The organism is Kitasatospora sp. NPDC088351 (assembly GCF_040685575.1).
Taxonomy (GTDB): Bacteria; Actinomycetota; Actinomycetes; order Streptomycetales; family Streptomycetaceae; genus Kitasatospora.
In genome coordinates this window covers 62,673-79,220 of record NZ_JBFBIL010000012.1, presented here as the reverse complement: position 1 = coordinate 79,220, position 16,548 = coordinate 62,673, and the positions used below count along the sequence as shown (strand labels likewise).

General features: G+C 71.4%; 14 protein-coding genes. 6 read left to right on the top strand and 8 right to left on the bottom strand.

Annotated elements, in window-relative coordinates; all coding sequences use genetic code 11:
* Positions 1-42: 42 nt before the first annotated feature.
* From AB0P06_RS12315 to AB0P06_RS12290, 6 genes are all read right to left on the bottom strand, one after another.
* Positions 43-390, bottom strand: a complete 348-nt coding sequence (locus AB0P06_RS12315; RefSeq protein ID WP_363607138.1) for an MmcQ/YjbR family DNA-binding protein — start codon at positions 388-390, stop codon at positions 43-45.
* A gap of 79 nt (positions 391-469) precedes the next feature.
* Positions 470-1,699, bottom strand: a complete 1,230-nt coding sequence (locus AB0P06_RS12310) for an acyltransferase (RefSeq protein ID WP_363607136.1) — start codon at positions 1,697-1,699, stop codon at positions 470-472.
* An 89-nt stretch (positions 1,700-1,788) separates the two neighbouring features.
* On the bottom strand, positions 1,789-2,931 hold the full coding sequence (locus AB0P06_RS12305; RefSeq protein WP_363607134.1) for an alpha/beta hydrolase: 1,143 nt from the start codon (positions 2,929-2,931) through the stop codon (positions 1,789-1,791).
* A gap of 124 nt (positions 2,932-3,055) precedes the next feature.
* The gene (locus AB0P06_RS12300) at positions 3,056-3,730 is read right to left on the bottom strand and encodes a response regulator transcription factor (RefSeq protein ID WP_363607132.1); all 675 of its coding nucleotides are present in this window, start codon (positions 3,728-3,730) and stop codon (positions 3,056-3,058) included.
* The gene (locus tag AB0P06_RS12295) at positions 3,727-5,028 is read right to left on the bottom strand and encodes a sensor histidine kinase (protein ID WP_363607130.1); all 1,302 of its coding nucleotides are present in this window, start codon (positions 5,026-5,028) and stop codon (positions 3,727-3,729) included. Before AB0P06_RS12295 ends, AB0P06_RS12300 begins: the two co-directional genes overlap by 4 nt.
* Before the next feature lie 126 nt (positions 5,029-5,154).
* On the bottom strand, positions 5,155-5,928 hold the full coding sequence (locus AB0P06_RS12290; protein ID WP_363607128.1) for a TetR family transcriptional regulator: 774 nt from the start codon (positions 5,926-5,928) through the stop codon (positions 5,155-5,157).
* Between the two features lie 217 nt (positions 5,929-6,145).
* Here AB0P06_RS12290 and AB0P06_RS12285 point away from each other — a divergent pair, with 217 nt between their 5' ends.
* Entirely contained in the window at positions 6,146-7,750 is a 1,605-nt protein-coding gene (locus AB0P06_RS12285; protein WP_363607126.1) for an MFS transporter, read from the top strand.
* Between the two features lie 142 nt (positions 7,751-7,892).
* Here AB0P06_RS12285 and aceE read toward each other — a convergent pair whose 3' ends face one another.
* The gene (gene aceE, locus AB0P06_RS12280) at positions 7,893-10,643 is read right to left on the bottom strand and encodes a pyruvate dehydrogenase (acetyl-transferring), homodimeric type (RefSeq protein WP_363607124.1); all 2,751 of its coding nucleotides are present in this window, start codon (positions 10,641-10,643) and stop codon (positions 7,893-7,895) included.
* A gap of 516 nt (positions 10,644-11,159) precedes the next feature.
* Between aceE and AB0P06_RS12275 the strand changes: the two genes are divergently transcribed.
* From AB0P06_RS12275 to AB0P06_RS12255, 5 genes are all read left to right on the top strand, one after another.
* On the top strand, positions 11,160-11,594 hold the full coding sequence (locus AB0P06_RS12275; protein WP_363607122.1) for a DUF3052 domain-containing protein: 435 nt from the start codon (positions 11,160-11,162) through the stop codon (positions 11,592-11,594).
* Positions 11,595-11,920: 326 nt separating this feature from the next.
* Entirely contained in the window at positions 11,921-12,379 is a 459-nt protein-coding gene (locus AB0P06_RS12270; protein WP_363607120.1) for a peroxiredoxin, read from the top strand.
* 196 nt (positions 12,380-12,575) lie between these two features.
* A complete protein-coding gene (locus AB0P06_RS12265; RefSeq protein ID WP_363607118.1) occupies positions 12,576-13,151 on the top strand; it encodes a TerD family protein in 576 nt (191 codons plus the stop codon).
* Positions 13,152-13,359: 208 nt separating this feature from the next.
* On the top strand, positions 13,360-13,935 hold the full coding sequence (locus AB0P06_RS12260; protein WP_363607116.1) for a TerD family protein: 576 nt from the start codon (positions 13,360-13,362) through the stop codon (positions 13,933-13,935).
* A gap of 152 nt (positions 13,936-14,087) precedes the next feature.
* A complete protein-coding gene (locus AB0P06_RS12255) occupies positions 14,088-15,197 on the top strand; it encodes a DUF475 domain-containing protein (protein WP_363607114.1) in 1,110 nt (369 codons plus the stop codon).
* A gap of 176 nt (positions 15,198-15,373) precedes the next feature.
* Here the strand turns inward: AB0P06_RS12255 and AB0P06_RS12250 are convergent, their stop codons facing one another.
* Positions 15,374-16,498, bottom strand: coding sequence for a DUF2637 domain-containing protein (locus tag AB0P06_RS12250; protein ID WP_363607113.1), 1,125 nt, complete (start codon positions 16,496-16,498; stop codon positions 15,374-15,376).
* Positions 16,499-16,548: the final 50 nt, after the last annotated feature.

Here is a 16,548-nt window from a genome sequence, read left to right as displayed (position 1 = left end):
ACTGTGTTTAGCATCACATGAACCGCCGGTGTCCGGGCGGCGTCACCGGGCCGCCTCCGCGTCGAACTCCTTGACGAGCCGCTTCGGTGCGGTGCGCCGCCAGGCGTCGGTCAGCAGGTCGCGCAGCTCGTCCGGGTCGACCAGGTCGAGCCGGACGCCCACCCAGCCGTGCCGCCCGACGTACTGGGGGAAGGAGAACACCTCGGGCTCGGCGGCGAGCAGCTCGGCCTGGTCCTCCCGGGAGGCCTTCACGCTGACCGTCCCGCCGTCCGGCGAGCCCATCGCGAAGATCTTCGAGTGGACCCGCAGCGTCTCGATCTCCCAGGTCGGCTCCTGGACGGCCTGCGGCAGGGCCAGCGCCATCGCGCGGAACTCATCGAACGTCACCATGGCGGCAGGGTAGGGCAGCGGACCGACACCGCGCCCCGGAACGCACGGCGTTCCGGGGCGGCGGCCGCTCCGGCGCTGGTCAGACCAGACCCAGCGCGTACGCGGCGAAGAGCGCCGCCGCGGCCCCGGCCACGGCCTTCCAGGCGCGGGAGAACGCCGTCCAGGGCCCGTCGAACCGGCGGGTGAACCACCCGATCGTCACCAGGACGGCGCCGAACAGCGGGAGCAGCGCCAGCCGGGCGGCCACCCAGCCCAGAGTCGACGGTGCGGTGGTCAGCCCCGGCACCGCGCCCAGGGCCGCCGCACCGGGCACCGCGACGGCGAGCATCGCGCTCTGGTGCCAGCAGAAGATCGTCATCGCCGAGAGGTTGACGGCCACCACCGGCAGCCAGAGCAGCGGCCGGCGACCCAGCAGCCGGCCGAGCCGCTCGCGCAGCAGGACCGCCGCGCCGCACTGCACCGCCGCCAGCGCCAGGACCAGCAGGGACGGCGGGTGCGAGTTGGTCCGCTCGGCGCCGGGCACGCCGACCATGCTGGCCGGGTAGTGGAAGACCAGCAGCAGTACGGCGAACAGCGCACCGCCGCCGAGCAGCAGCAGCCGCGCGGCCGGGCGGCGCAGCCGGCCCTGCGCCCAGAGCACGCCCAGCTGGTAGCCGAAGAGCCAGCCCGGCAGCACGTTCACCAGCTCCACCCAGGACGGCACCGCGTCCGCCCAGGGCCCGTACCGCCCCAGGTCGACCAGGGCGACGACGGCCACCAGCGCGCCCGCCGACCAGCCGCGCAGCCGGCGCCCGGCCGCCACACAGAGCGGGGTGAGCGCGGTCAGCCCCAGGTAGACGCCGATGTACCAGAGCGGCTGCACCACCAGCACCGAGCCGGTCCGGACGGTGTCGCCCGGCGCTCCGAGCCGCTCCAGCAGCGGGATCAGCAGTGCCCAGACGGCCGTCACCCCGAGCACCGGGCGCAGCAGCCGCACCGCCCGGCCGCGCAGCCAGCCCGGGTACGTCACGCCCTTGGCGCGGGCCCGCTCCAGCGAGTGGACCGAGGAGTGGCCGCCGACCAGGAAGAACACACCGAGCATCTGGAGCACCCAGCTGAGCGGGGCGAAGAAGCCGAGCGAGCCGAGCGGGCTGGCGTTGTGCAGCGCGCCGTCGGGGGAGAGGGTGAAGCCGCCGAGCATCCAGTGGCCGACCGGGACGGCGAGCAGGGCGAGGGCGCGCAGCCCGTCCAGGGCGCGGTCGCGGGTCTCGGGGGTGCGGGCGTCGACCTGGTGGGCGGCGCGGCGCAGGGCGGTGAGCGGGTGGGCCATGGCGGTGCTCCTCACGGTGGCACGGGCGGGACGGGCGGGACGGGCGGGACGGGCGGGACGGGCGGGACGGGCGGGACGGGCGCGGGTGGTCAGCGGCCGAGGGCGATGTCGGCGAAGGCCGCGAGGGAGGCGGTGCCGGGCGCGAAGTACCCGGTGTGGCCGTGCGAGCCGGTGGCGGGCAGCGGGCGGGCGCCGAAGGCGGGGCCGGTCGGGTCGGCGCCGTGGCCGAGGCCCAGGACGGAGACGAACGGCACGTTGCCGATCCAGTCGGAGCCGTTGCGGGCGGTGGCCCAGAGCGGGACCTCCGGGTCGAGACCGGCGGCCGAGCCGACGCCCATCCCGGGCGAGCCGAGCACCACCACCCCCGAGGACTGCGCGGGCCCCGGCCGGGCCAGCCCGCAGACCACCGAGCCGTAGCTGTGGCAGAACACCGTGGCGGGCGCGTCGGGCCCGGTGGTGACGGCGAGTCCGTCGAGCAGCCGGGCCAGCCGCTTCGCCCCGGCGTGGGCCAGCTTCTCGGTGGCGGCGTCCGGGCCCACGCCGACCGGGGTGGTGTAGCCGGCCCAGGCGATCACGGCGGTCCGCCGGCCGGTCGCGTCGTGGAGCGCGCGGGCCATCCCGGCCGGGGTGCCGTACGGGTCGGTGGCGCGGTCGAAGCTCAGCAGGTCGATGTCGGAGCCGGGCACGACGACGGCCGTCCGGCGGGCGGTGGCCAGGTCGCCGTAGACCTCGGCGACCTGGCCGCGGCCGCGCGGGTCGAAGGCGAGGATCTGCCGGCCGCCGTCGAGCAGGGTGCGGTAGCGCTCGGCGCGGGCGCGGGCGGCGGCGTGGTCCTGCGGGGTGCGCGCCGGGTCGGTGGCGCGGGCCAGTTCGCGGCCACGCTCCTCGGTCAGGGCCAGCGCGTTGGCCCGGTAGCGCAGTTGGACGGGAGCGCCGTCCAGGTTGCCGACCACCAGCGGGTGGCGGACGGCCAGCGCGTCCCGCCGGGCCGGCGTGAGGCCGGCGAAGAAGGCGGCCACCTCGGCGGGCGTGGCGGTGGCCGGGTCGGGCAGGCGGATCCCGAGGGTGGTGTCCGCCACCCAGGCGGTGCTGCCCGGTGGCGGTCCGGTGAGGGCGTGCTGGGTGTCGGCGGCCCAGCCGCCCGAGCCCAGTACGGCGGCCAGGGCCACCGCGGCGGCGGTGAGCGCCCGGCGCAGACGTGTGGACCTGTTCTGGGGGCGCTGCTGCCGCATGTCCCTTGTCTCCCTTGTCCGTTCGGTCTCGACGGAGAGGAAGGTAGGAATGCGGCGGCCCCGCGGGCGTCACACCGCGGGGCCAACTCCCGGGTACTACCCGGGTATCACGAGGGGGGAAGTGCTACTGACCAGGTGTCACCAGGCCGGACTCGTAGGCGAGCACCACGGCCTGGGCGCGGTCGCGCAGGTCGAGCTTGGCGAGGATGCGGCCGATGTGGGTCTTGACGGTCTGTTCGGCGAGCACCAGCCGGGCGGCTATCTCCTGGTTGGAGAGGCCGCGCGCGATCAGCTCCAGCACCTCGGTCTCGCGCGGGGTCAGGCCGTTGAGCCGCAGCTTGGGGTCGCGGCGCCTGGCGGGCCTGGTCCGGGCGAAGTCCTCGATCAGCCGGCGGGTCACCGACGGGGCGAGCAGCGCCTCGCCGGCCGCGACCACCCGGACGGCGGCGATCAGGTCGGCCGGGGGCGCGTCCTTGAGCAGGAAGCCGCTGGCCCCGGCGCGCAAGGCCTCGTACACGTAGTCGTCCACGTCGAAGGTGGTCAGCATCAGCACCTTGGGGCGGTGCGCGCCGGGCACGGCCGGGTCGAGCAGCCGCCGGGCCGCCTCCAGGCCGTCCATGACGGGCATCCGGACGTCCATCAGGACCACGTCCGGATGGGTGCGGCCGGTGACCTCCAGGGCCTGCGCGCCGTCCGCCGCGTCGCCCACCACATCGATGTCGCTCTGGGCGTTGAGCAGGGCGGCGAAGCCGGCCCGCACCATCGCCTGGTCGTCGACGATGATCACGCGGATGGTCATGCGGATGTCTCCAGGGGGGTGTCGAACGGCAGGACGGCGGCCACCTTGAAGCCGCCGTCGGGCAGCGGGCCGGTGTCCAGCCTGCCATCCAGCAGGCGGACGCGTTCCCGCATGCCGACCAGACCGTGGCCGGTGCCCTCGGCCGAGGCCTCCAGGGACTCGACGCGCTCGGGCGGGGCGCCGTTCACCACGGTGACCAGCAGCGCGGGGCCGTCCACGGCCAGCGAGACCCAGACCCGCGCGCCGGGGGCGTGCCGGACGACGTTGGCCAGCGCCTCCTGGACGATCCGGTACACGGAGAGTCCGACGGCCTGCGGCAGGGCGTCGTCGAGTTCGGGCGCCACGGACAGTTCGGCCGGCACCCCGGCCCGGGCGACCGTCTCGACCAGCTGGGCCAGCTGCCCCACCCCGGGCTGCGGCACCTTCTCGGTGGTGGACTCCTCGCTGCGCAGCACACCCAGCAGCCGCCGCATCTCGGCCAGCGACTCACGGGCGGTGCCGGCGATGGCGGTGAACTCCTCGGCGGCGTCGTCCGGGACTCCGGTGATCCGGTAGGGGGCGCTGGCGGCCTGGACGGCGATCACCGACATGTGGTGGGCGACCACGTCGTGCAGCTCGCGGGCGATCCGGGCGCGCTCCTCCAGCAGGGTGCGCCGCTCGCGTTCGGCCTCGCTGATGTGCTCCTGCTCGGTGAGCAGCCGCTGGGCCTCGGCCCGCTCCCGCAGGGCTCCGCCGAGCAGCAGGACCGCGCCGGTCAGGACCACCGCGAGCATGCTGTTGTCGCTGCCGACCTCGGCCGTGGCGCCGGCCAGGGAGAGCGCGAGACTGGCGGCGGCGGTGGCCAGCCAGACGGAGAGCAGGGTGCGGCGCGGCTCGCGGAGGGCGAGCGGGAGCATCAGCAGCAGATAGCCGACCATGCTGGTGGCCGGCCAGGGCCAGGCGGAGGAGGTCCCCCGCCCGGTGGTCAGGATCAGCAGGGACGTCAGCAGGTTGGTGCCGCCGATGACCCACCAGGCGGCCAGCGGGCGGCTCGGCGTCAGCAGCAGCGGTGCCGTCTGCGCGATGGCGAGGCCCGCGGCGAGCCCGGTCGCGAGCTTGTAGTCGTGCGCGAGGACGTTGATCGAGTTGGGCAGCAGGGAGGTGAAGGCGGCCAGTGCGAGGACGTAGGGGAGGTAACGGACCCACCGGCTGGAGGCGTTGGCCAGCATCGGGGTGCGGTCGGCGGACGGTCGGGCGAGCGGCGCGAGCAGGGCCCGCAGCGGGTCGCTCCGGGCCGGTCCGGGGGGCGGGTCGATCATCCCGCCAGGGTAGGCGGGCCGGGCGCCGCCGTCGTCCGACCGGGGGCCGGGATCCCGGGTAGTACCCCGGTATGACCCGGTGCCCCGGGTGCGACCGGACGGCGGCCCGCCCTGGTCCGCCGGTCCTCAGTGCCGCCAGTCGCCGGCCAGGGCGGGGCCGAGCTGGTCGAAATGACGCTCGATCAGAGTGATCATGGCCTCCGGGCCGCACTTCTCCTGGTCGTCGCACCAGGACAGGTGGGCGGAGCGCAGCACGCTGCCGAAGACGGCGGCCAGTACGGTCGGACGCAGGTCCTCGGCCGGATCCAGCCCTTCGCGTTCGGCGATCACCGTGACCACGATCCGCTCCTGCTGCGTGATCCGGCGCAGGTGCGCGGCGAGCAGGGTGGGGGTCTCCTCGATCAGCCGCACCAGCTCCAGCGCGCTGGTGATCGAGCCCGGTCCGCCGAGGTCGCCGGAGCCCAGGTCGCGCCAGGACTGGACGATCGCGGCGCGCAGGGCCTGGAGCGGGTTCTCCTCGGCCGGGCGGCGGCGCAGGCACTCGATGAAGTAGTCCTCGGCGTCGGCCATCACGGCGAGCGCGACCTCGTCCTTGTTGGCGAAGTACCGGAAGAAGGTGCGCTGCGAGACGTCGACGACGGCGGCGATCTCGTCCACGGTCGTCCCGGCGAAGCCCTGGGTGAGGAAGAGCCCGTGGGCGGCGTGCACCAGGGCGTCCCGGGTGCGTTGCTTCTTGCGCTCGCGCAGCCCGGGCGGTCGGCCGGAGGCGCGGTCGGCCGGGTGGTCCGGTGTGCGGTCGGGCGTGTGGTCGGCGGCCGGATCGGGTGTCGCGCCGGGGGCCGTGCCGTCGGCGGTTCTGCCGTCCGGGGCGGTGGCGGGGGGCGAGGTCTGAGCGGCCATGGCGGGGGCCTTCCGGGCGGTGGTGCGGGAGGGGTGTGATCACAACCTTAGCGCTCTGACAAATGTCAGCTGAAGTCAGAAGTCACCATTTGCCGAATGTCAGTGGCTGACATAATCTGCCGGAAGTGGCGTCCGTCGGGCCGGGTGACTCGTGGGGACGGGTGGGCCGGGGCGCCACGACCACGTTTGTTCTCTGCCATGCCCCGGAGGGCCCCAGATGAGCCAGTCCGCCGTCAAGAACGCCCAGCCGGGCGTGGAGCCGCCACACCGGCCCCCGTCCGGGAACCGGCTGAAGGGACACCCCTGGCTGACCCTGCTGACCGTCGCCGTCGGCGTCATGATGGTGGCCCTCGACGGCACGATCGTCGCGATCGCCAACCCGGTCATCCAGGCCGACCTGAAGGCCGCGCCCTCCGAGATCCAGTGGGTGACCAGCGGTTATCTGCTGGCGCTGGCGGTCTTCCTGATCACCGCGGGGAAGATCGGTGACCGGTTCGGCCACAAGAACACCTTCCTGGTCGGCGCGGTCGGCTTCGCCGCCACCTCGGCCGCGATCGGCTTCGCCACCAACATCCAGACGGTGATCGCCTGCCGGGTGCTCCAGGGCCTGTTCGGCGCGCTGCTCCAGCCGGCCGCGCTCGGCCTGCTGCGCGGGGCCTTCCCGGCCGAGAAGCTCAACATGGCGATCGGCATCTGGGGCGGGGTGATCGGAGCCTCCACCGCGGCCGGCCCGATCGTCGGCGGTCTGCTGGTCGAGCACGTCAACTGGGAGTCGGTGTTCTTCATCAACATCCCGGTCGGCCTGATCGCGCTGGCCCTCGGCGTCTGGATCCTCCAGGACGTGCGGGCCGAGAAGGCCGCCAAGTCCTTCGACCTGCCCGGCATCGCGCTGCTCTCGGTGGCGATGTTCGCCCTGGTCTTCGGCATCATCAAGGCGCCCGAGTGGGGCTGGGGCAACGCCTCCACGCTGCTGCTCCTGGGCGGCGCGGTGGTCCTGATGGTGGCTTTCGCGCTCTGGCAGCGGGTGGCCCGCGAGCCGCTGATCCCGCTCGGCCTGTTCCGCTCGGTGCCGCTGTCGGCGGGCACCCTGCTGATGGTGCTGATGGCGTTCGCCTTCTTCGGCGCGATCTTCTTCGTGACCTTCTACCTGCAGAACGTCCACGGGATGTCGCCGGTCTCGGCCGGCGTCCACCTGCTGCCGATGACCGCCATGATGATCGTCGGATCACCGGTGGCCGGCCTGGCCATCGGCAAGCTCGGCCCGCGGATCCCGATCGTGGCCGGCATGCTGGTCACCACCACCGCCATGTTCGGGATGTCCACCCTGGACGCGGGCTCCGGCACCGGCGTGATGTCGCTCTGGTTCGTGCTGATGGGCCTGGGCATCAGCCCGGTCATGGTCGGTGCCACCGAGGTGATCGTCGGCAACGCCCCGCTGGAGCTGTCCGGCGTGGCCGGCGGCCTCCAGCAGGCCGCGATGCAGGTCGGCGGCAGCCTGGGCACCGCCGTGCTGGGCGCGCTGATGGCCGCCAGGGTCACCGACGTGCTGCCCGGCAACTGGGCCAGGGCCGGCCTGCCGCCGGTCGAGCCCGCGCAGACCGAGGGCCTCAACCAGGCCGCCCAGCTCGGCATCGCCCCGCCCGCCCCGGCCGGCACCCCGCAGCAGGCGGTGGACGCGATGGCCGGCGCGGTGCACGACTCCTTCGTCAGCGGGATGTCGCTCGCCTTCGCGGTGGCCTCCGTGGTGGCCTTCGCCGCCGCCCTGCTCGGCCTGCTCACCCGCCGCGGCACCACCGACGCGGGCCCGGCCGTCCACATCTGACCGGCCCCGCGCGACGGCGGCCCCGGACTCCGCGGAGTCCGGGGCCGCCGTGCGTCCGAACCGAAGACCGTTCGAGTGCCGCACATGCCGAAGGGCCGGACCTCCGTCGAGGAGGTCCGGCCCTTCGGTGTCCGACTGCGGATCAGGCGTCGCCGCCGGCGGCGCCCGGGTCGGCCGCCGCCACGTCCAGCAGCTGGTAGCGGTCGATCGCGTCCTTCAGGGCGCTGCGGTCGACCTTGCCCTGCTTGGCGAGCTCGGTGAGCACGCTCAGGACGACCGACTGCGCGTCGATGTGGAAGAAGCGACGGGCCGCGCCACGGGTGTCGGCGAAGCCGAAGCCGTCGGCGCCCAGCGACTGGTACTGGCCCGGCACCCAGCGGGAGATCTGGTCCGGCACCGCGCGCATCCAGTCGGAGACGGCGACGAACGGGCCCTCGGCGCCCTGGAGCTTCTGCGTCACGTAGGGGACGCGCTGCGTCTCCTCCGGGTGCAGCAGGTTGAACTCCTCGGCCTCCACCGCGTCGCGGCGCAGCTCGTTCCAGGAGGTCGCGGACCAGACGTCGGCCTTGACGTTCCACTCCTCGGCGAGGATGCGCTGGGCCTCCAGGGCCCACGGCACCGCCACACCGGAGGCGAGGATCTGCGCCGGGATCTGGCCGGCGGTGGCCGGCGCGTACCGGTGCAGACCCTTGAGGATGCCCTCGACGTCGACGTTCTCCGGCTCGGCCGGCATCTTGATCGGCTCGTTGTAGACGGTCATGTAGTAGAACACGTCTTCGCCGTGCGGGTGCTGCTCGCTGGAGCCGTACATCCGCCGCAGACCGTCCTGGACGATGTGCGCGATCTCGAAGCCGTACGCGGGGTCGTACGCGACGACGCCCGGGTTGGTCGAGGCCAGCAGGTGCGAGTGGCCGTCGGCGTGCTGCAGGCCCTCACCGGTCAGCGTGGTGCGGCCGGCGGTGGCGCCGATCACGAAGCCGCGGGCCAGCTGGTCGGCCATCTGCCAGAACTGGTCGCCGGTGCGCTGGAACCCGAACATCGAGTAGAAGACGTACACCGGGATCAGCGGCTCGCCGTGGGTGGCGTAGGACGAGCCGGCGGCGATCAGCGAGGCGGTGCAGCCGGCCTCGGAGATGCCGTCGTGCAGCATCTGGCCGGTCGGCGACTCCTTGTACGCCAGCAGCAGATCGCGGTCGACCGACTCGTAGGTCTGGCCGAGCGGGTTGTAGATCTTCGCCGACGGGAACAGCGAGTCCATGCCGAAGGTGCGGTACTCGTCGGGCGCGATCGGCACGAAGCGGTTGCCGATGCCCTTGTCCCGCATCAGGTCCTTGAGCACCCGGACGAACGCCATGGTGGTGGCGATGGTCTGGTTGCCGGAACCCTTCTTGACCGCCTTGTACGCGTCGTCGCCCGGCAGCTCCAGCTGGCGCGGCCGCACCTTGCGGGTCGGCACGTAGCCGCCCAGCTCCCTGCGGCGGTCGTGCATGTACTGGATCTCCTCCGAGTCACGGCCCGGGTGGTAGTAGGGCGGGTAGCCCTCCTCCAGCTGCTTGTCCGTGATCGGGATGTGCAGGCGGTCGCGGAAGCGCTTCAGGTCCTCGACCGTGAGCTTCTTCATCTGGTGCGTCGCGTTGCGGCCCTCGAAGTTGGGGCCCAGCGTCCAGCCCTTGACGGTCTGGGCGAGGATGACCGTCGGCTGGCCCTTGTGCTCGCGGGCCGCCTTGAACGCCGCGTACACCTTGGCGTGGTCGTGGCCGCCGCGACCCAGGTGCTGGATCTGCTGGTCGGTCATGTTCTCGACCATCTTGCGCAGGCGCAGGTCGCTGCCGAAGAAGTTCTCGCGGATGTACGCGCCGGTCTCGGTGGCGTAGGTCTGGAACTGGCCGTCCACCGTGGTGTTGAGCTTGTTCACCAGGACGCCGTCGCGGTCCTGCGCGAGCAGCGGGTCCCAGCTGCGGTCCCAGACGAGCTTGATCACGTTCCAGCCGGCGCCCCGGAACTGGGACTCCAGCTCCTGGATGATCTTGCCGTTGCCGCGGACCGGGCCGTCCAGGCGCTGCAGGTTGCAGTTGACCACGAAGGTCAGGTTGTCCAGACCCTCGCGGGCCGCCAGCGACAGCTGGCCCAGCGACTCCGGCTCGTCCATCTCGCCGTCGCCGAGGAAGGCGTACACGTGCGAGTCGGAGGTGTCCTTGATGCCGCGGTGCTCCAGGTAGCGGTTCATCCGGGCCTGGTAGATCGCGCCGAGCGGGCCGAGGCCCATCGAGACGGTCGGGAACTCCCAGAAGTCCGGCATCAGCCGCGGGTGCGGGTAGCTGGACAGGCCGTACGGAGCCTTCGACTTCTCCTGGCGGAACGCGTCGAGCTGCTGCTCGCTCAGCCGGTCCAGCAGGAAGGCGCGGGCGTAGATGCCGGGGGAGGCGTGACCCTGGAAGAAGATCTGGTCGCCGGACTCGCCCTCGGCGTCCTTGCCGCGGAAGAAGTAGTTGAAGCCCACGTCGTACAGCGACGCGGAGGAGGCGAAGGTGGCGATGTGGCCGCCCACGCCGATGCCCGGGCGCTGGGCCCGGGAGACCATGACGGCCGCATTCCAGCGGGTCGCGTTGAGGACCTTGCGCTCGATCTCCTCGTTGCCGGGGAAGAACGGCTCGTCCTTGGTGGCGATGGTGTTGACGTAGTCCGTGCTGCGCATCTCGGGCACGGCGACACGCTTCTCGCGGGCGCGCTCGATCAGGCGGAGCATCAGGTAGCGGGCACGCTCGCGCCCCCGCTCGTCGATGGCCGCGTCAAGCGACTCCAGCCATTCCGCGGTCTCCTCGGGATCGAAGTCCGGGACCTGACTCGGAAGGCCGCCAATGATGATCGGGTTGCGATCGGATCCGGAAGCCACGCTGTTCCTTCACTGTCGGTCGAAACTGAGGTGTGTCGCGCCGCCTCCATCGTGCTACCGCGCTCGGAGATCCGTCATCTCTACCGATCGGTAACCGTTCCGCCTGGTGGGCGGTACGGTCTGGCGGTGTGCGGCTCAGGCGCTGTCGCCTGCGCCGCGCACCACCGGGTGTTACGAACAGAGGTGGTCCGACCTGGTTGCCCGACCGTCCGATGGCGGGCGGTCGGGGTGAGGGCCAACAGGAGACTCTACGCCCGCGTACGCGCGGACCCGAATGCCGTTCGTATCTCGGGCACGCGTACGCCCTGTGGGCCGGGACCACCCGAAGCATCCTTGTCCTACGCAGAGAAGGGCAAATCGGTGTGATTCCCGACACGTCGACCGGCGTGTTTCGGTGCGACACGTCAACCTTTGGAGGGGATCGGGGGTCGGGTACTTGCGCGAACCGCCGCGCCCGTGTGGACTACGGCCACAGCCTCGGCATGGACGCCGGGCCGAATACTGGAGGTTATTCCCGTGAGCGCGACCGCGGACCCCGCGGACAAGTCCAACCCGGCGCACCGTCTCGGCTTCGAAGAAGGCCAGATCATCCAGGAGCTGGGGTACGACGAAGACACTGACCAGGACCTCCGCGAAGGCATCGAGGAGATCACCGGGACGGATCTCGTCGACGAGGACTACGACGACGTCGCCGACGCCGTCCTGCTGTGGCACCGCGACGACGACGGGGATCTCACCGACTCCCTCGTCGACGCCCTGGAATACCTTGCGGAGGGCGGCCTGATCTGGCTGCTGACGCCCAAGACCGGCCGGGACGGCCACATCGAGGCCTCGGACATCGCGGACGCGGCCAAGACCGCCGGTCTCTCGCAGACCAGCTCGATCGCGATCGCCAAGGACTGGGCGGCCACCCGCCTGGCCACCAAGGCCGCGAAGTCGGGCAAGCGCTGACCGCCCCCGGCGTCGCCGAACGCACCTGAGCACGGCCCGGCCGGGCCTCGCCGGAACTTCCTCCGGTGAGGCCCGGCCGCGTCCGTTTCCCGGCCGGGGGCGCCGGCGGGGGGTGTGCTCGGGGCCGTCACGGTCGCGCCGTCGGCCGGGGTCGGGGCCGCGGTCGCCGGGGTGCCGGTGCGCCCGGGTGTGCGTTCGCCGAGGGCGAAAGCGGCTGGGTGCGGGGCCGGTGCCCTCACTCGTCCGGCGGAATCGGTCCGGGCGGATGGGAGGATGTGGCTCGCCGCGCCCGCCGCGCGGCACTGTCGCGTCAGAAAGGTCCCACCATGGCCATCGAGGTCGGCACCCAGGCTCCGGACTTCGAGCTGAAGAACCAGCACGGCGAGCTGGTCAAGCTCTCCGACTTCCGGGGCGAGAAGAACGTCGTCCTGGTCTTCTACCCGTTCTCCTTCACCGGCGTCTGCACCGGCGAGGTCTGCGCGATCCAGAACGAGCTGCCGCGGCTGCAGAACGACGACGTGCAGGTGCTCGGCGTCTCCAACGACTCGCCGTTCACCCAGCGCGTCTTCGCCGAGCAGCAGGGCCTGGAGTACCCGCTGCTGTCGGACTTCTGGCCGCACGGCGAGGTCTCCCGGGCGTACGGCGTCTTCGACGAGGAGAAGGGCTGCGCGGTGCGCGGCACCTTCGTGATCGACAAGGCCGGCGTGGTCCGCTGGAGCGTCGTCAACGACCTGCCGGACGCCCGCGACGAGCAGGAGTACCTGAAGGTCCTCGGCGCGCTCTGAGACCCCCTGGACGCCCTGCGGGCCCGGTCCGGCCGAGATTCGAACAGCCACGCCGGGCCCGTTCCCCGTCCGGTACGGGAACCCGGCACTACGATCGGTCCGTTGGCTGGTCAGAGGCCCGGCGGCAACCGCCGGCCGGCGCCTTGAACCGCACCACGGGGGCACCGCGACGTGCCTCCCGAATCTTGGAGGACAAGTGGGTGTCAGCCTGAGCAAGGGCGGCAATGTCTCGCTCACCAAGGAGGCTCCCGGCCTGAGCGCCGTGGTCGTCGGCCTTGGCTGGGACGTCCGCACCACCACCGGTACGGACTTCGACCTGGACGCCAGTGCCCTGCTCTGCAACGACCAGGGCAGGGTCGACAAGGACGGAAACTTCGTCTTCTTCAACAACCTGAAGAGCCCCGAGGGCTCGGTCGAGCACACCGGTGACAACCTCACCGGTGAGGGCGAGGGCGACGACGAGGCCATCAAGGTCAACCTGGCGACCGTCCCGGCGGACGTACAGAAGATCGTCTTCCCGGTCTCGATCTACGACGCGGAGAACCGGACCCAGAACTTCGGCCAGGTCCGCAACGCGTTCATCCGCGTGGTGAACCAGGCCGACAACAAGGAGCTGGCCCGGTACGACCTCTCCGAGGACGCCTCGACCGAGACCGCGATGGTCTTCGGCGAGCTGTACCGCAACGGCGCCGAGTGGAAGTTCCGCGCCATCGGCCAGGGCTACGCCTCCGGTCTGCGCGGCATCGCCCAGGACTTCGGCGTCAACGTCTGAGTCGGGCGCGGGCCCTTCGTGGCCTGACGGAGCACCACCGGCCGGGGCGGCCGCGGACGCGAGGCGTCGGCGGCCGCCCCGGCTTCGTGCTGCCCCGACGCACTGGAAGGATGGGAGTTCAGGAAGTTCAGCCGGCCAAAAGCGGCCGGACGGGGCCGCGGGGGAATACACCTGAGATGCGCCCCGGAGGCAAGGAGGAAGGACAGACATGAGTGTCACGCTCGCCAAGGGCGGCAATGTCTCGCTCACCAAGGCCGCACCGAACCTGACGCAGGTGCAGATCGGTCTGGGCTGGGACGCCCGCTCGACCACGGGTGCGCCGTTCGACCTCGACGCGAGCGCCCTGCTCTGCTCGGGCGGACGGGTGCTCGGCGACGAGTACTTCGTCTTCTACAACAACCTCAAGAGCCCCGAGGGCTCGGTCGAGCACACCGGTGACAACCTCACCGGTGAGGGCGAGGGCGACGACGAGGTCGTTCTGGTCAACCTGGAGCTGGTTCCGGTCCAGGTGGACAAGGTGGTCTTCGCGGTGTCGATCTACGACGCCGAGTCCCGGCTGCAGAACTTCGGCCAGGTGCGCAACGCGTACATCCGGGTGGTCAACTCGGTGGACCAGCAGGAGATCGCCCGTTACGACCTGACCGAGGACGCGTCCAGCGAGACCGCGATGATCTTCGGCGAGCTGTACCGCTACGCGGGGGAGTGGAAGTTCCGCGCGGTGGGCCAGGGGTACGCCTCCGGCCTGCGTGGCATTGCCCTCGATTTCGGCGTAAACGTACAGTAAAGGTCGGAAAATCGCATTCGACGAGCCCGTTCAACGATTAAAAGAACAGAGGGCAGTGCGGGGGTGACCTGACCGGGCCCGGCCCGGTCAGGGCGTCTCAGGACGACGCCGCACCCGTGGCACGCCCTGAGCCCGAAAGGTAATCAAATCCCGTGTTCCTCCGCACATTCGGCTGGTCATTCGCGATCACCGTCATCGGCCTGATCGCAGCCGGCCTGCTCTGGGGGGCAGAAGGATTCGGCATCGTGCTGATCCTCTCCATCCTGGAGATCTCCCTGTCGTTCGACAACGCGGTGGTCAACGCCACGGTGTTGAAGCGGATGAACCCGTACTGGCAGAAGATCTTCCTCACCGTCGGCGTGCTGATCGCCGTCTTCGGTATGCGGCTGGTCTTCCCGCTGCTGGTGGTCGGCCTCACCGCGCACCTCAACCCCGCGACGGTCGTCGACCTCGCGCTCAACTCGGACAAGACGTTCAACGGCTCCACGTACGGCCAGTACCTGGAGGCGGCCAACCCGGCCATCGCGGCCTTCGGTGGCGTCTTCCTGCTGATGATCTTCCTCGACTTCATCTTCGAGGAGAAGGACTACAACTGGCTGGCCTGGATCGAGCGCCCGCTGGAGAAGGTCGGCAAGCTGGAGGCCTTCTCGTCGGTCGTCGCGCTGGTCGCGCTCCTGCTGGCGGCCAACTTCTTCGCCGAGGAGCACGCCGAGACGGTGCTGCTCGCCGGCATCCTGGGCCTGGTCACCTACCTCGTCGTGAACGGCCTGTCCTCGATCTTCGAGTCGGGCCTGGAGGAAGAGGAGGAGAAGGAGGCGGAGGCCGAGAAGTCCGGGAAGTCCATCATCCAGGTGGGCGGCAAGGCCGCGTTCTTCCTCTTCCTCTACCTGGAGGTCCTGGACGCCTCGTTCTCCTTCGACGGTGTGGTCGGCGCGTTCGCCATCTCCAGTGACATCTTCATGATCACGCTTGGCCTCGGTATCGGCGCCATGTACATCCGTTCGCTGACCGTCTTCCTGGTCCGCAAGGGCACCCTGGACGACTACGTCTACCTGGAGCACGGCGCGCACTACGCGATCGGCGCGCTCTCGGCGATCCTGCTGGTCGGCATCAAGTACCACATCCCGGAGATCGTCACCGGCCTGATCGGTGTCGCCTTCATCGGTCTGGCGCTCGGCTCGTCGGTCCTGCGCAACCGCCGCGAGGCCGCCGAGGGCGGAGACGGTGGCGAGGAGCGGGAACTGGTGAGCGCCGGCAAGTAGCGGCCCTTCCGCCTTCCCCGGCAAGCACAACGGCCGCCCCCACATCCCCGGGGGCGGCCGTTGCGCGTTCTCGCGTCTGCGGAGTACGCGGAGTACTCGGTGGTTGAGCAGGGCGGGTCCGGGCCCGGCTCAGGCTCGCTGCGGGCTCGGGCCCGGACCAGACCCGGTGCCGGCGCTCAGCCGAGCTGCTGCTCGATGGCGCGCAGCTTGCGCTCCAGGGAGTCCAGCTTGGGCATCGACAGGGTGTCGTCGTCGGCCGTCAGGTCGATGGTCGAGCTGCGGTAGGACGAGGAGGAACCGGTGTAGGAGGAGTCGGCGGAGCCGGCCGAGGACGAACCGACGGCGGCGCGGGGCCGGCGGCCGGCGTCCAGGGCGCTCATGGACGCGGGCTCCAGCGACGAGGCGCCGGTCTGGGAGGTGCTGTCGGCGTCAGCGGCTAGGGCAGGCTCCGTAGCGCTCGGGCCGTCTCCGGCAGCGGTGAGCGCGGGCACCTGACGGCCGCCACGGGCCCGGGCGAGCATGCCGCCCTGGCGCGAGATGGCCTTGAGCTCGGCGCGCTCGCGCCGGTCGGCGCTCCGGGCGCGCAGCTTGGCGTCCATCTTCGCCTGGCGCTCCTCGCGGACCTCCTCGACCGCCTCGTCCAGGCTGCGGACGTTCTCCAGCAGCATCAGCGACCAGGCGGCGTAGGTCTCGCGGGGAGCCCGCATCCAGCGGACGATGCGGATCTGCGGCAGCGGGCGCGGGACGAGGCCCTGCTCGCGGAGGGCGGCCTTACGGGTCTGCTTCAGCGCCCGGTCGAACAGGATCGCGGCCGAGATCGACATACCGGAGAAGAACTCCGGGGCGCCGTCGTGCGACATGCCACGCGGGGCGTGCACCCAGTTGAACCAGGCCGAGGCGATCGCGAACACCCAGACCAGCAGGCGCGAGCCGAGGGCCGCGTCACCGTGGCTGGCCTCGCGCACGGCGAGCACCGAGCAGAACATCGCGGCGCCGTCCAGACCGAACGGGACGAGGTACTCCCAGCCGTTGGAGAGGCCCAGGTTCTCCTTGCCGAAGCCCACCAGACCGTGGAACGACAGTGCGGCCGCGACGCCGGCGCAGCAGAACAGCAGGACGTAGGAGGAGATCCCGTAGATCATCTCCTTGCGGCGGCGGCGGTCCTCGCTGCGCTCCCAGGAGTCACCCGACTCCTCGGCCTTGGTGTTCTTGAAGCGCAGGGTCGCCACCAGGATGGCGGTGAACAGCAGGGCTGCGCCGCCGACGACGGTCCAGACCAGCTGTATGGAGGTCAGGTTCATTGCGGGTCGGGCCTCGGGTTTCCGCAGGGGACAGGTCACAGTGCGACACA

What these genes read in the sequence shown, in the direction of transcription:
- AB0P06_RS12315 (WP_363607138.1), bottom strand. Translation starts at nt 390, where the DNA reads ATGGTGACGTTCGATGAGTTCCGCGCGATGGCGCTGGCCCTGCCGCAG.
- AB0P06_RS12270 (WP_363607120.1), top strand. Translation starts at nt 11,921, where the DNA reads ATGGCCATCGAGGTCGGCACCCAGGCTCCGGACTTCGAGCTGAAGAAC.
- AB0P06_RS12310 (WP_363607136.1), bottom strand. Translation starts at nt 1,699, where the DNA reads ATGGCCCACCCGCTCACCGCCCTGCGCCGCGCCGCCCACCAGGTCGAC.
- AB0P06_RS12285 (WP_363607126.1), top strand. Translation starts at nt 6,146, where the DNA reads ATGAGCCAGTCCGCCGTCAAGAACGCCCAGCCGGGCGTGGAGCCGCCA.
- AB0P06_RS12295 (WP_363607130.1), bottom strand. Translation starts at nt 5,028, where the DNA reads ATGATCGACCCGCCCCCCGGACCGGCCCGGAGCGACCCGCTGCGGGCC.
- AB0P06_RS12250 (WP_363607113.1), bottom strand. Translation starts at nt 16,498, where the DNA reads ATGAACCTGACCTCCATACAGCTGGTCTGGACCGTCGTCGGCGGCGCA.
- AB0P06_RS12300 (WP_363607132.1), bottom strand. Translation starts at nt 3,730, where the DNA reads ATGACCATCCGCGTGATCATCGTCGACGACCAGGCGATGGTGCGGGCC.
- AB0P06_RS12305 (WP_363607134.1), bottom strand. Translation starts at nt 2,931, where the DNA reads ATGCGGCAGCAGCGCCCCCAGAACAGGTCCACACGTCTGCGCCGGGCG.
- AB0P06_RS12290 (WP_363607128.1), bottom strand. Translation starts at nt 5,928, where the DNA reads ATGGCCGCTCAGACCTCGCCCCCCGCCACCGCCCCGGACGGCAGAACC.
- AB0P06_RS12260 (WP_363607116.1), top strand. Translation starts at nt 13,360, where the DNA reads ATGAGTGTCACGCTCGCCAAGGGCGGCAATGTCTCGCTCACCAAGGCC.